The following is a 12,284-nucleotide window of genomic DNA, read 5'->3' on the forward strand; positions in this document are numbered from 1 at the left end:
ACGCGCGGCCCGCGTCGCCCATTGCACCCAGCCCCGGATGCTGACCTGCGCCACACCAGGCGTCCACTTCGAGGCGACGTTCACCGTCGAATGGCGTCCCGCCCTACGCACCCGCCCCAACCTCGAAGAGCTCGTCGTCAGCCGGACCGTGGCACGGGCCGGCGAGATCGCACGACACTTCACGGCCATCGAGATCCGCACCGCGCAGGACACCATCAACGCCGAGCTCGGCGCCGCGCAGCACACGCGCGGCACCTCCTACCGCTGCCTGGCCGCCCGCGCCGAACTCGGCCTGTCGGCCGAAGCACTCGCGACCATGGCCCAGCGGCAGACCGACGAGGAGCGCGTACGGCGCCTGCGCTTCCTGCGTGCCCATCTGTACGACCATCCGGACCTGTTCGTACTCGACCGGATCGAACAGCAAGCCGGCTGCCCCGGACCTGAGCAAGTGGCGGACTGGCACCGTCTGGCCCGGTCGATCGCCGCATCCGGCCGCTGGTGGGAACCCCTGCTCGAACAGTGGCAGAGCGTCGGCCGGGGCTTCACCGACGTCGAACTGCAGAACCGGGCCATGATCGCCCTCCACGACGCGCTCGGAGCTCTGCGCGGCGAGGAGACGCCGAGCCCTCGGTCCACGAAGACCCCGTCCCTGCCCGACCCCGCCGTCGTGGAGAGGCCGGTGGCATGAGACTGGCGCTGATACGACTCCTGCTCGACCCCCACACCAGCTGGCGCGCGCTCCGCATGCGGCGCGAACCGGCCGCCGACCGCCTGTCCTACGACGCGGTCTGGCGCCAGGCACGCATGTTCACCGCGCCGGACGAGATGGTGTACCGGATGTACGGCCACCGATTTTCCGTAGGACAGGAGGAAGAGCAAGGGGAAGAAGACGGTCTGGCAGGGCCTCAGGCCGGCGCACCCCGCCCGTGGTGAACCCGCCGCCGGCCGCCTTGGGCCGGCCCGGGCCGTACTGGTCGACGCCGTACGCGACCGTCGAAAGCCCTGTCCCTCACGCCCGCACCGCCCGCTGTACGAGGGACACGACCGCCGTGAACGCGTCCTCGGCGTCCTGGGCGGACCAGTCGGCGGCGTGCGCCGGGTTGTGGAAGCGGTCCGTGGCGTCGAGGACCGCGCGGGCTGTGGTCGCGAAGTCCCACTCCGGACCGCCGCCCGCCTTCTTGTGCTTCAGGGCGAAGAGGGCCGTGAACCTTTCTCACATCACCATGGCGTACCCCCTGTGGGGTTCTCCGCGATGAGACGACGCCTGCCGCTCGGGAACCTCTGGCCACGCGTCGGCGGGTCATGGCCCATCTGGGCACCAGGAGCGGGAGCTTGGGGGCGGCCCGGTGGTACCGCCCCCAGAGCGCATCCGGGCACCGGGCCTCGCCCGAGCACGCCATGTCGGCACGGGCTGTCTCCGACCCTAACCGCCGGGCATTGGGGTGCGGAAGGGACTCCGCCGGCCGGATGGTGCCGTGTGAACCTTGCGCGCCCTTCGCACCGTTGTGCGATGAGTAAGCCTGAGGCTCTCTTCATTCAGCAGCGATGAAAGGCATTCCCGTTGACTAACTTGGCATTTAACTGCTCTAGTGCTGTGCCGCGTTAGTTCGTGGAGAGGCGCAGGTGAACCTCCGTGCGTCCGCTACGGCGGCTGAACGTGACGGTGCCGACGCAGACACCGTCCGCGCGGCCTGGATCTGCGAGCTGTGTGTCCAGGTCGTAGACACGATAAGGTCCGCTCGATAGTTCGAAGCCTTCCGGTCTACCGGAAGGCTTCTCGCGTTCTCGAGGAGGATCAGATGGCAGACTTTGTTGTCCGCAGAGCGGGCGCCGAGGACCGCGACGTCCTGGAACGACTCTGGCCGCTTTTCCTGCACGACCTGTCGGAGTTCTGGGGCCTCCTGCCGAACCCGGACGGAACATACCCCCGCGAGTGGCTAGAGACGGCGATCGGCGATCCCACCTGGTCGGCTTATCTCGTATGGTCTGGTGACCGGCCGGTCGGCTTTGCGTTCGTACGCGCGCTGGACAGCGATGCGCACGTGCTGAACAGCTTCTTCGTGGTGCGTGGGGCACGCCGGTCGGGCCTCGGGTTGCGAGCGGTGCAGGCCGTCCTGGCCGCGCACCCTGGCCGATGGGAGATCGCTTTTCAGGAGGAGAACGCGGGCGCGGCACGCTTCTGGCGTCACGTCGCTTCCGAAATCGCGGGCGAGGCCTGGACCGAGGAGCGGCGACCGGTGCCTGGGAAGCCCGAGCTGCCGGGGAACACATGGGTTGCCTTCGATGCGCGGTAGTCCTCCTTCGCGTTAGTTCGTGAAGGGGTGCTGGTCAGGCCGGCTGGTCACCGAGGTAGAGGCAGCAGGCACGGTCCATGCAGCCTTCGGGGCTGCCGATAGGTAGGCCGGTGGGCAGGAGGTTGTCCTCGTACTTGCCTCGGCTGGCGAGGTAGAGGGCGAAGCCCCAGGTGGGCAGGACGCCGGTGAAGCGCAGGCGGCATAGCGGCAGCAGTTGCTCCTCGCCCGGCAGTTCCCCCGCCACGTAGGCGAATCCTGAGCGAAAGCGCACCTGGACGCGGGCGAGCTGGGGCGAGCGTTCCTTGGCGCGGACGTTCAGACGGTGGCACAGGTGATCCTGCATGGACTCGGGCGGATTCTTCGGCCCGGGTCCATCCTGCTGGGGCACCCCCGCATACGCCATGATCATCACTTTGGTCGGGGCGGGCGAGGGTGTGGCCGGGATGGTTGAGGCGGTCGTGGTGGAGTTGGACGAGAGAGTGCGCGAGCGTCTGATCCGTACAGCGGTTTCCCTGAAAGCGCAGGTGCGGGCGGTGCTCCGGGCACGGATCGTGCTGGCGGCGGCTGAGGGCCTGAGCAATGGGGCCATCGCGCGGGACCTGGTGGTCAGCGTGAACACGGTCCGTAAGTGGCGCGGACGGTTCGCCGCTCTGGGCCGGGACGGGCTGAAGGACGCCGCCCGCTCGGGCCGACCCAAGGTATACGGGCCCCAAGTGGCGTTGGCGATCGTGGCCGCCACCAGTGCGCCCCCGCACCCGGAAGCGACCTGGTCGCACCGCACGATCGCCGCCCAGGTCGCCGACACTGTCTTCGTCACCATCTCTGCCTCCCAAGTCGGCCGGATCTTGGCTGACTTGGACCTCAAGCCGCACCGGGTCCGCGGCTGGCTCACCCGCCGGGACACCCCTAACTTCTGGGACCGTGTCGCGGACGTGTGCGACCTGTACCGCGACCCGCCTGAAGGGGCGGTGGTGCTGTCCATCGACGAGAAGACCGCGATCGTCGCCCGAGCCAGGCGCCACCTCGGTCGTCCCGCCAGGCCGGGCGAGCCCGCTCGCGAGGAGTTCGAGTACCGCCGCCACGGCACCGTCTCGCTGGTCGCCGCCCTGGATGTGCGTACCGGCGAGGTCCTCACCGAGATCATTGCCCGCAACGACGCAGCGGCGTTCACTGCCTTCCTCGGCCAGCTCGACACGGCCGTCGCCCCAGACCAGGACATCCATGTCGTGCTGGACAACGGCTCCTCCCACACTGCCAAACACACCAAGGCGTGGCTGGCCGACCACTCGCGCTGGCACGTGCACTGGACCCCGCCGCACGCCTCCTGGCTCAACCAGATCGAGCTGTTCTTCTCCGTCCTGACCCGCCGCGTGCTGCGACACGGTGACTTCTCCAGCCGCGATGACCTCATCGACAAACTGGAGAGTTACGTCATCGGCCGCAACGAGACCGCGAAGCCGTACAGATGGACCTATGACGGCAGCCCACTCAAGACCGCCTGATCAGACCCAACACCCCTCCACGAACTTGCGCGGGGCAGCACTAGCCATACTGGCGATCTGAGATGATGTAGGTGTGGGATTCGAATCGATAGCCGCGATCGACTGGAGCTCGTTTCCCAGGCCCTGGCGTCCGCACCCACCACGTGACGTTGCAGAACAGTTGCAAGCGCTGGCCGAGGCGGCCACCTTGAACCAGGCGGCTGACGCGATGACGGCGCTGCTCGACAGTGCCCTCATCGACGATCTCGAAAACGATGTGCTGCCTGCCGCAGTTGCTGCTGCGCCGATCCTCCTCGACATCATCGAGCGCGGGCACCCTCGGGCCCGCTCCGCGGCCATCGACCTTCTCTGGGAAATGCTCGATCTGCCGCCAGCGTCCGAATTCAGCCGGGTCGACGCCACGCAGACTTCTGGCTTTCGCCTGTGCTGCGCCATTGCTGATCACATCCGGGACCGACGGGGCATGCTGCGAGTGCACGGACAATCAGGCCAGGAACTGTTGACAGCTACTGACAGGCACTGGAGGTTCACGGTGCAGGAGGTGGTCGCGGCCGACGGCAACGACGTCATGGTGTTCGGCACCCTCACAGGGCAACTTCCCAAGCGGTCGTGTGAGGCAGAGCTGCATAGCGGTCGTACCATCGTCGCGGTCCCTGCTGTCGAGGCGGAGTACGGCGGTGCAGATGAGGATGGCGCGGCATTCCTACGACTTCCGCGAACAGCCAGGTCCGCAATAGCTCCGGGCGCTGTGCTCCGTCCGACCGATTGCGCTGCGAACCAGGGCTGAGCTTGATCTTTGACGTCCGATCTCGAACGGTGCGTCGTACTTGATCACTCGGTTCGGTAACCGCCGTACGCGCAAGCGGCCTTCGTCTGAACATGTGCTCCGACCATGGAACACACACGTCCAGGACGAAGGCTGTGAGGATGAGTCTGCTGCATCACGATGCCAGGCAAGAGCCGTTGGCCGAGCTGTCACGCTTCCGGGGCGAGTTCTTCTCCTGTCTCACCGCTCGTTCGGATGCACTGTTCGAGCTGGCCGACGCGGTGTTGTGCGGGGACGGGCCGGTGAGGTCGCTGGCCGAGCTGTCCTTGGTGGGCGAACACCGCCGCGGTCACGGCGGGCTCTACGCCGCTCTCGCCCGCGGCCGGGTCGACGCAGACCGGATGCGGCAAGCCCTGGCCGCGGTGCCGCTGCCGCGGGCCGTCGACGGCCGGCTGGTCCTGGCTGTCGATGTCACGTGCTGGCTGAGGCCGGACGCCCACACCTCACCACAGCGGATCCTGTGTCACACCTACGGCCGGGGCAAGGACCAGCACATCCCCGTGCCCGGCTGGCCCTACTCGATCGTCTGCGCGCTGGAACCCGGCCGCAGCTCGTGGACCGCGCCGCTGGACGCGCTGCGTCTCGCGCCCGGGGACGACACCGCCACCGTCACCGCCCGGCAGCTGCGCAAGCTTGTCGAGCGGCTGATCACCGCAGGTCAGTGGCAGATCGGGGACCCGGACGTCATCATCATCGCAGACGCTGGATACGACGCACCCCGCCTCGCCTTCCTGCTGAAGGACCTGCCGGTGCAAGTGCTGGCCAGGATGCGCTCGGACCGCGTCCTGCGCCGGCCAGCACCGCCCCGGAAGCCTCACACCAGGGGCCGGCCGCCCCGCCACGGCGGCGAGTTCGTCTTCGGACAGCCCGACACCTGGGGCACCCCGGACACCGAAACCGTCACCGACACACGCCTCTACGGCGCCGCCACCGCACGCTCCTGGAACCGGCGCCACCCCAAGCTCACCCACCGCTCGTCCTGGGCCGCAGCCGACGGCACCCTCCCGATCATCGAGGGAACCGTGATCCGCCTGGACATCGACCACCTGCCCAGCGGAGCCACCCCGAAGCCGGTCTGGCTGTGATGGTCCGGCACCGACGCGGACGCCGCCGACACCGACCGGCTCTGGCAGGTATACCTGCGGCGTTTCGACATCGAGCACACCTTCCGTCTGTTCAAGCAGACCCTGGGCTGGACCTGTCCGAAGATCCGCACCCCCGAGGCGGCGGACCGCTGGACCTGGCTGATCCTCGCGGCCTACACCCAGTTGCGGCTGGCCCGGCCACTGGCGGCCGACCGGCGCCGTCCATGGGAAAGGCCCGTCACCTCAGACAGGCTGGCCCCGGCACGGGTCCGCCGCGACTTTCGGCACATCCGCCCCAAGGTTGTCTGCCCGGCCCAGGCACCGAAACCCACTCGTTCCGGCCCCGGACGACCACCGGGCCGGAAGAACACCCGACCCACCCCACGATACGACGTCCACACAGCCCGCAAGACGGGCAGCAACACGTCCCAGGCCAAGAAGTCGACCAACCCACGACCCCGCCGCACAGGTTAAAGATCAAGCTAAGGGCTGTCCCATAATCGACCGTTGAGATGGCCAGGACAAGGTGGGCTGATCGCCGGTGGGTCGGGCTATGCGGCCTGGAGAAGGTTGTGGAGGCGGACGATGCCGAGCATGGCGCGTGGTGGACGCCGTCGCCCTTGCCCCGGCCAGAGCGCAGCGTCCGCTCCCGCCGCGTCCGCGACGATCCGTCAGGCCGGCGCGGCTCTTCTCGATAGCAACCCGCCGCAGGCCTTGACGGACGAGATCTGACGTCGTGCCATGAGAGGACACACCGCGACGGGGGGGACGTCACGATGGCGGCAGAGGGACATGACGGACCCAGTGGCGAGCCCGAGAGCCACAATGAGGTCCCACAGAGCAGCGCTCCAAGAAAAATCCCACTTGGCAATGACTTCGCCCATGTAGCTTGGATCGTCCTGGCTCTCATCGTCTTCGGGCTGATCCTGACCGCGGCATCCGGCGATTGCTCTAACTGCGGCAGCAGCAACACGCCCTTGTGGCACTGATCACCGAGCTGCCCGCGAACCTGGCCGCCGCCGCGCTGGTCGCCACCACCGGTTCGCTGCTGCGGCGCCATCGCCGGGGCGTTGCGGTCGACAGACGACTTCGACACTCCGTACAGCGGCGCCAACTGCCGCAGCGGAGGTTGGCCCGCCAGTATCCGGCGACCAGCAGGCCCCAGTCCTCCAGCGGCAGGCCTCAGGGCCGACCCTTGCGGACCGAACCTGCACCTTCCCACCGCAGCGTGGGTGGACAGCTTGCCGAACTGCCTCGGACACAACCCGGTGAACGGGGCTAGCAGGACGGCTCCGACGCCGTGAGCACACCAACCACAGCAAAACCATCTCACTCGGGACCAGCAGTTACGGGACAACCCTTACCTTCAAGAGGCATCTGGCCGCACTGTCCGTTGTCCTGATGGCGGCCGGTGTGGCCGTGACCGGGACGGCGACTCCGGCCTCGGCGACTGACGGTGGGTGCGACTCCGCCCTGTACGAGTTCTGCGCGTACGCCCACACCTGGTACGGCGGTGCCAGCTGCAAGGTGGCGTGGGGCCAGGCCGACTGGTACGTCACGTTGCCCGACAGCCTGCGGAACAACGTTTCGTCGGTGGTCAACAACACCAACTACGAGTGGGCCCTCGCCCACGACTCCGGGCAGATCATCCCGCGAGTGGGGGCGTTCCACCACCTGTCGAGCCTGGGGGCGCCGACAACAAGGCCCAGGTGATCGGCATCCTCAAATAGAAGTCCCCGCGCGAGCGGGAAGCAGACTCCGCGAGCTGCAGTTCTATCGTGTGTTCAGTTCCGTCTGAACCACTTTCACCGGAACGGTCAAAGCCGCCGCAATCGGGAGATGAGCATCCGAACAACTGCGGGAAGCAGGTCGTGGGCGCCGGCATGGTCGGATGGGACTCTGGGCCGTCCGTCGGGGCCTGGAGTCAGGTGGCTGGAGCCCGGCCTCTGGTGCAGGTCAGCCTGGGGACGTTGCCGCCTTTGACGAGGTGGGCTGAGCCAGGACGGTCAGTTCATCGCCGTCAGTGGCACCCCGAGGAGCGCCTCGATTTCGGCGACGGTCTGTTGGGGCTCCTTGGCGTGGACCGTGGCGAAGCCAAGTTCCGCGGCGGGCGGTAGGTACCGCTCCGTGTCGTCGACGAACACGCAGGCGTCGGCGGGTAGTCCGAGGCCGTCGAGGACGAGCTGGAAGATCTCCGGTTCCGGCTTGCGCAGTCCGTGGTCCTCGGAGATCACCACCGCGTCGAAGCGGTTGTCCAGGTCGTGACCCGCATAGAGGTTCCACGGGTCGGTGCCGACCGAGTTCGAAAGGATGCCGACCTTGATGCCGGCCCGGCGGGCGGCCTCGGCAGCGGCGAACATCGCTGTCTCCGGACGCAGGTCGGCGAAGATGCGGCCCATCAGGTTGCCGTGCGGAACGCCGATGCGTTGGGCGGCAGCGGCGTTCCACTGGTCCTGGGTGATGCTCCCGCGTTCCAGGTCCTCGGTGCGCCGGATCATCTCCTCGTTGAGGTACAGGGCGTTGAACAGAGTGCCCTCGGGCAGTGACTCCCGTTTCTCGAAGGCGAGCGCTGCCGGGATCAGGGGTGTGGTGAGTACTCCGCCGAAGTCGAGGACGAGGCCCTTGCGGTTGGTCATGACCCGACTCTAAACGGCGGTCCACACGGCGGGTGGCTCCGGGGCGGCACGCCGAGCCGGAGGCGGCCGGGCGGCCGCCTCCGGGGTGTGGCACGGGGTGGTCAGCGTCCGGGGGCTCGGACGGTGACCTCCTGGAGGAACCACTCGTTGCCGTCGGGGTCGGCGAAGCCGGCGAAGGTGCCGTAGCTGGGGCGTCCCGCGGCGACGCCGGGCACCCGGTGGGTCCCGCCGGCGTGGTGGAAGGCGCCGGTGGAGTCGTGGAAGGGGCCGTCGACGGCGACCCCGCGCCCGGTCAGTTCCTGCACCGCCTGCTCGATGTCGGTCACGATCAGGTGCAGCCCCTGGGCCGAACCGGCGGGGAGCGTGGTCAGACCCTCGCCGAAGATGATCGAGCAGGCGGAGCCGGGGGGCGTCACCTGGACGATGCGGTACCCGTCGTGGATCGGGAAGTCGGCGTCGGCGCGGAATCCGAGGGTGTCGATGTAGAACTCCTTGGCCTTGTCGACGTCGGAGACGGGGATGACGAGGACTTCGAGCTTCAGGTCCATGGCAGTGCTCTCGCTTTCGGGGGTGGGGTTCGCCGGGGTCAGCGGGTGGCGCGGGCGGCGTCCTCGATGACGCGGGTGACGATGCCGGGGCGCGAGACGGCGACGGAGTGCGAGGCGGCGACCTCGGTGATGTGGGCGTCGGCCCGCTCGGCCATGAAGCGCTGCGCGGCGACGGGGATGTTGAGGTCCTGGGTGGTGACGACGGCCCAGCTGGGGATGGTCTTCCAGGCCGCCACGGTGGCCTTCTCCTCGAGGGCGGCCTGGGCGATGGGGCGCTGGCCGGCGGCGGCGAGGGCGGCTTCGTTGCGCGGGACGTCCGCCGCGAACTGGTGGCGGAACTTGTCCTGCTGGATGTAGAGGTCGGTGCCCTTGGTGCCGTCGGGGTTGGTGACGGCGACCGGGTCGAGGGTGCCGGGGAGGGTGGAGCCGGGGTACTTGTTGGTCAGCTCAAGCGCGGTCTCACCGGGGGCGGGCAGGAACGCCGCCACGTAGACGAGGGCCTTGACGTCGGGGTCGCCGGCGGCGGCCTCGCTGATCACGGAGCCACCGTACGAGTGGCCGACGAGGACCTTCGGGCCCTTGATGTGGTCGAGCAGGCCGCGCAGGGCCGTGGCGTCGTCGTGCGGGCCGCGCAGCGGGTTGGCGGCGGCGACGACCGGGTAGCCGTCGGTGCGCAGTCTGGAGATGACGCCGTTCCAGCTGGAGGAGTCCGCGAACGCGCCGTGCTCCAGCACGATCGTCGGCTTGGGCTCGTGCTTGCCGCCCTGGGAGATGACGTCGACGGTGGCGCCGGTGATCACGCCGGAGCCGGCGCTGGCAGTACCGGTCAGGGCGAAGGCGCCGAACGCGGCCCCCGCGATGACGGCCGCCGCGGCCCCGGTCAGCACCCGCCGCTTGCCTGCACCCTTGCTGTTCATCACGACTAGTCCTTTCGACAGTGGATCGGTAAGCACGTCATGCGTTCGTCACCAGTTTGTATGGTGATTAACTTGCCAGGCATTTCATCACCTGTCAAGACGGTGATGCTTCACATGTATGTGTGCGCCGGCCACTCTGGTCGATACATCCGTCGCCCCGCATCAGTCACTTGACGGTTCGGCAAGGGGCGCCGAGGGCAGCGCACACCTCCGGGCTTAAGCCATTCGCCGGACGGACCGCACCTCGGCCGATTCGTTACCCGGATCGGTGATCCCCGGGCGGGGCTCGACGCGTGCAAGAAAGGGGGCCGACTGCGCCCGTCCGACCGGCACTTCGCGCATGGACGAACGGAGGCCGGGGATCACCCCGACGAGAGGAAAGATCTTGACGACACGCCTTCCCACCTCGGGCGCGAAGCGCGCCCTGGCGGTGGGTGCCGCCCTGATCAGCGGCGCCACCGCCCTGGTCACGGCACACCCGGCGATGGCGAGCGCGACCGCACACCACCCTCACCGCACGGACTACGTCGCCCTCGGAGATTCCTACGCCTCCGCGCCCCTGGTCCCCGACCAGGTCGACGCCTCCTGCGGGCGCAGCAGCAACAACTACCCGTCTCCGGTCGCGCGTTCTTCGGCGGCGACGAAGCCGACGGACGTCACCTGCTCGGGGCGACCACCGCCGCCATGACCGCGCCGCAGGGAACGGCCGCGCCGCAGCTGGACGCGGTGAACCGGCACACCGGTCTGGTGACCCTCACCATCGGCGGAAACGACATCGGCTTCACCACGGTGCTTGGCACCTGCGCGAAGCTGTCGGCGACCGACCCGGCCGGCGCCCCGTGCTGGGACCACCTCGCCGGCTCCGGCACCGACCGGGTGACGGAGTCGATCGCCGCGACCGCGCCGAAGGTCGCCGAAGTGATCCGCGGCATCCACCGCCGCGCATCGCACGCGAAGGTCGTGGTGGTCGGCTACCCCGGCATCTTCCCCGAGGACGGCGTCGGCTGCACGAGCGCCTCCGTGCCGCTGGCGGCCGGTGACTTCGCCTACCTGCGGGACAGGGAGAAGGAGCTGAACTCCATGCTCGCCCGCCAGGCCCGGCTCGGCGGCGCGACGTACGTGAACACCTACGCCCCGACGGTCGGGCACGACCTGTGCGCGCCGACCGGCGAGCGGTGGATCGAGACGTTCGCCCCGCAGAGCCCGGCGGCTCCGCTGCACCCCGACGCCCTGGGCGAGAGGGCGATGGCCACCGCGGTGGAACGGACCCTGGCCCACCACCGCTGACCCGAGCGGCGCGCATGACGAGAACCCGGCCGGAAGATGTCCGGCCGGGTTCCTCACCGTCGTCGGTCGTCGGGCACCACGGGGAAGGGCGGCTCGTTCTCGGCCACCGTGATCGGACGGCTCCGCCTGCGGGTGGCGTCCCCGTCGGGACGGCGGCAACGTGTACTCCTGACACCTGTACGGCGGCCCGGAAGGTTCGGCGGAGGCCGACCCACAGGGTCAGCCCGCTGACGGGGCGGGGCGCGGGGTGTGGTGGAGGCTCACTCGGCCGATCCGGCCGCCCTCCAGCGTCATGACCCATGCCACTCCGGGCGGACAGTGGTCGGGCGCGTCCGGCGGGTTGACGAGGTCCATCTCCCATACGACGAGCGACCGCCCGGCGATCACGTTGGCGGGGCGCTGGCGGACGCCGGCGGACAGGTCGCCCTCCATGCCCGCCACCAGCAGTGCGCTCCCCCCGATGCGCCGTCCGGCGCTCAGCAGGGTCACGCCGGGCGTGTACCGGTCGGCGACCACCTTGTCGTACTCCCCGCGCTCCGCGGCGGCCAGGGTGTCGCGCACGTCCAGCCAGCTCTGCTCGGTCCTGTGCCGGACGTCCTCGTGGGCGCCGGACGCGGTGGCCTCCAGGGCCTTGGCGAGGCTCGCGCGGGCCTGGTGGAGCCGGCTGCGGACCGTGCCCACGGGCGTTCCGCACGCCTCGGCGATCTGCTGGTAGGAGGTCATGCCCGTGGAGAAGTAGCGCAGCACGACGGGGAGTCGCAGAGCCGGGGACAGGTCTTCGACGGCCTCCCAGATCCAGTCGCGCATCGCGTGTGCGTCGAGTACGCCCTCGGGGGTGGCCGACGTCGGCGGCAGCGGTACGTCCGCCAGCGGTTCCGTCCTGCCGGCCACGCGCAGCACCGAGCGGCTGCCGTTGCGGACGACCATCCGGAGCCACGCGCCGACGGCGGCCGGATCGCGGACGTCGCCGATGCGGCGGAGCGCCACCAGGGCGGCGTCCTGCATCACGTCGTCCACGTCGGGTCCGGGCCCCAGCAGGCTCAGCGCGACCGCTCGCATGCCGGGGCGGTGGCGCTCCAGCAACAGCCCCAGGGCGGTGACGTCGCCGCTCTGGGCCGCCCGGGTCAGTGCCGCGTCCTCGGCGTGCTCGGTGTCCGGCACCATGGTCATGGCCTGCCCTTCCTTCACG

14 protein-coding genes and 3 pseudogenes are annotated in these 12,284 nt (G+C 69.2%); 9 read left to right on the forward strand and 8 right to left on the reverse strand.

The genetic code is table 11. From position 1 onward, the window contains the following. Nucleotides 1-37 precede the first annotated feature (37 nt). Together ACFYX3_RS24225 and ACFYX3_RS24230 are read left to right on the forward strand one after the other, a co-directional pair. Complete coding sequence (locus tag ACFYX3_RS24225) at nt 38-688, forward strand: hypothetical protein (RefSeq protein ID WP_389016904.1); 651 nt, start codon at nt 38-40, stop codon at nt 686-688. Then, nucleotides 685-933, forward strand: a complete 249-nt coding sequence (locus ACFYX3_RS24230; RefSeq protein ID WP_389016907.1) for a hypothetical protein — start codon at nt 685-687, stop codon at nt 931-933. Before ACFYX3_RS24225 ends, ACFYX3_RS24230 begins: the two co-directional genes overlap by 4 nt. A gap of 76 nt (nt 934-1,009) precedes the next feature. Here ACFYX3_RS24230 and ACFYX3_RS24235 read toward each other — a convergent pair whose 3' ends face one another. Next, entirely contained in the window at nt 1,010-1,189 is a 180-nt protein-coding gene (locus ACFYX3_RS24235) for a hypothetical protein (RefSeq protein ID WP_389017482.1), read from the reverse strand. 610 nt (nt 1,190-1,799) lie between these two features. Here ACFYX3_RS24235 and ACFYX3_RS24240 point away from each other — a divergent pair. After that, nucleotides 1,800-2,294, forward strand: coding sequence for a GNAT family N-acetyltransferase (locus tag ACFYX3_RS24240; RefSeq protein ID WP_389016910.1), 495 nt, complete (start codon nt 1,800-1,802; stop codon nt 2,292-2,294). A 34-nt stretch (nt 2,295-2,328) separates the two neighbouring features. Here the strand turns inward: ACFYX3_RS24240 and ACFYX3_RS24245 are convergent, their stop codons facing one another. After that, complete coding sequence (locus ACFYX3_RS24245; protein WP_389016913.1) at nt 2,329-2,637, reverse strand: hypothetical protein; 309 nt, start codon at nt 2,635-2,637, stop codon at nt 2,329-2,331. Nucleotides 2,638-2,695: 58 nt separating this feature from the next. Here ACFYX3_RS24245 and ACFYX3_RS24250 point away from each other — a divergent pair, with 58 nt between their 5' ends. The 3 genes and pseudogenes from ACFYX3_RS24250 to ACFYX3_RS24260 all read left to right on the forward strand — a co-directional run bounded on the left by ACFYX3_RS24250 (nt 2,696) and on the right by ACFYX3_RS24260 (nt 6,181). Then, complete coding sequence (locus ACFYX3_RS24250; protein ID WP_389016916.1) at nt 2,696-3,796, forward strand: IS630 family transposase; 1,101 nt, start codon at nt 2,696-2,698, stop codon at nt 3,794-3,796. Nucleotides 3,797-3,869: 73 nt separating this feature from the next. Next, complete coding sequence (locus ACFYX3_RS24255; protein WP_389016919.1) at nt 3,870-4,583, forward strand: hypothetical protein; 714 nt, start codon at nt 3,870-3,872, stop codon at nt 4,581-4,583. Between the two features lie 140 nt (nt 4,584-4,723). After that, a pseudogene (locus ACFYX3_RS24260) lies at nt 4,724-6,181 on the forward strand (NF041680 family putative transposase). Between the two features lie 77 nt (nt 6,182-6,258). On the opposite strand, the pseudogene ACFYX3_RS24265 reads toward ACFYX3_RS24260, so the two are convergent. Together ACFYX3_RS24265 and ACFYX3_RS24270 are read right to left on the reverse strand one after the other, a co-directional pair. After that, nucleotides 6,259-6,347, reverse strand: a pseudogene (locus ACFYX3_RS24265) (IS5/IS1182 family transposase); the annotation flags it as partial. Between the two features lie 431 nt (nt 6,348-6,778). Then, a pseudogene (locus ACFYX3_RS24270) lies at nt 6,779-7,024 on the reverse strand (transposase family protein); the annotation flags it as partial. Between the two features lie 84 nt (nt 7,025-7,108). Between ACFYX3_RS24270 and ACFYX3_RS24275 the strand changes: the two are divergent. After that, nucleotides 7,109-7,420 (forward strand): peptidase inhibitor family I36 protein, encoded by a 312-nt coding sequence (locus tag ACFYX3_RS24275; RefSeq protein WP_389016922.1) that lies wholly within the window; start codon nt 7,109-7,111, stop codon nt 7,418-7,420. Nucleotides 7,421-7,713: 293 nt separating this feature from the next. Here ACFYX3_RS24275 and ACFYX3_RS24280 read toward each other — a convergent pair whose 3' ends face one another. The 3 genes from ACFYX3_RS24280 to ACFYX3_RS24290 all read right to left on the reverse strand — a co-directional run bounded on the left by ACFYX3_RS24280 (nt 7,714) and on the right by ACFYX3_RS24290 (nt 9,808). Then, nucleotides 7,714-8,343: an HAD-IA family hydrolase gene (locus tag ACFYX3_RS24280; protein ID WP_389016925.1), complete on the reverse strand. Its 630-nt coding sequence runs from the start codon at nt 8,341-8,343 to the stop codon at nt 7,714-7,716. Between the two features lie 101 nt (nt 8,344-8,444). Then, nucleotides 8,445-8,891 (reverse strand): VOC family protein, encoded by a 447-nt coding sequence (locus tag ACFYX3_RS24285; protein WP_389016928.1) that lies wholly within the window; start codon nt 8,889-8,891, stop codon nt 8,445-8,447. A 38-nt stretch (nt 8,892-8,929) separates the two neighbouring features. Further along, nucleotides 8,930-9,808, reverse strand: coding sequence for an alpha/beta fold hydrolase (locus ACFYX3_RS24290; RefSeq protein ID WP_389016931.1), 879 nt, complete (start codon nt 9,806-9,808; stop codon nt 8,930-8,932). Nucleotides 9,809-10,193: 385 nt separating this feature from the next. Between ACFYX3_RS24290 and ACFYX3_RS24295 the strand changes: the two genes are divergently transcribed. Then, nucleotides 10,194-10,496: a hypothetical protein gene (locus ACFYX3_RS24295; protein WP_389016934.1), complete on the forward strand. Its 303-nt coding sequence runs from the start codon at nt 10,194-10,196 to the stop codon at nt 10,494-10,496. Beyond that, entirely contained in the window at nt 10,493-11,095 is a 603-nt protein-coding gene (locus ACFYX3_RS24300) for an SGNH/GDSL hydrolase family protein (protein ID WP_389016937.1), read from the forward strand. Before ACFYX3_RS24295 ends, ACFYX3_RS24300 begins: the two co-directional genes overlap by 4 nt. Before the next feature lie 219 nt (nt 11,096-11,314). Here ACFYX3_RS24300 and ACFYX3_RS24305 read toward each other — a convergent pair whose 3' ends face one another. After that, on the reverse strand, nt 11,315-12,265 hold the full coding sequence (locus tag ACFYX3_RS24305) for an RNA polymerase sigma factor (RefSeq protein WP_389016940.1): 951 nt from the start codon (nt 12,263-12,265) through the stop codon (nt 11,315-11,317). Between the last annotated feature and the right edge of the window lie 19 nt (nt 12,266-12,284).

It is taken from the genome of Streptomyces sp. NPDC002463, assembly GCF_042889835.1.
Taxonomy (GTDB): Bacteria; Actinomycetota; Actinomycetes; order Streptomycetales; family Streptomycetaceae; genus Streptomyces; species Streptomyces nymphaeiformis.

What these genes read in the sequence shown, in the direction of transcription:
- ACFYX3_RS24225 (WP_389016904.1), top strand. Translation starts at nt 38, where the DNA reads ATGCTGACCTGCGCCACACCAGGCGTCCACTTCGAGGCGACGTTCACC.
- ACFYX3_RS24230 (WP_389016907.1), top strand. Translation starts at nt 685, where the DNA reads ATGAGACTGGCGCTGATACGACTCCTGCTCGACCCCCACACCAGCTGG.
- ACFYX3_RS24240 (WP_389016910.1), top strand. Translation starts at nt 1,800, where the DNA reads ATGGCAGACTTTGTTGTCCGCAGAGCGGGCGCCGAGGACCGCGACGTC.
- ACFYX3_RS24245 (WP_389016913.1), bottom strand. Translation starts at nt 2,637, where the DNA reads ATGCAGGATCACCTGTGCCACCGTCTGAACGTCCGCGCCAAGGAACGC.
- ACFYX3_RS24250 (WP_389016916.1), top strand. Translation starts at nt 2,696, where the DNA reads ATGATCATCACTTTGGTCGGGGCGGGCGAGGGTGTGGCCGGGATGGTT.
- ACFYX3_RS24275 (WP_389016922.1), top strand. Translation starts at nt 7,109, where the DNA reads ATGGCGGCCGGTGTGGCCGTGACCGGGACGGCGACTCCGGCCTCGGCG.
- ACFYX3_RS24280 (WP_389016925.1), bottom strand. Translation starts at nt 8,343, where the DNA reads ATGACCAACCGCAAGGGCCTCGTCCTCGACTTCGGCGGAGTACTCACC.
- ACFYX3_RS24285 (WP_389016928.1), bottom strand. Translation starts at nt 8,891, where the DNA reads ATGGACCTGAAGCTCGAAGTCCTCGTCATCCCCGTCTCCGACGTCGAC.
- ACFYX3_RS24290 (WP_389016931.1), bottom strand. Translation starts at nt 9,808, where the DNA reads ATGAACAGCAAGGGTGCAGGCAAGCGGCGGGTGCTGACCGGGGCCGCG.
- ACFYX3_RS24300 (WP_389016937.1), top strand. Translation starts at nt 10,493, where the DNA reads ATGACCGCGCCGCAGGGAACGGCCGCGCCGCAGCTGGACGCGGTGAAC.
- ACFYX3_RS24305 (WP_389016940.1), bottom strand. Translation starts at nt 12,265, where the DNA reads ATGACCATGGTGCCGGACACCGAGCACGCCGAGGACGCGGCACTGACC.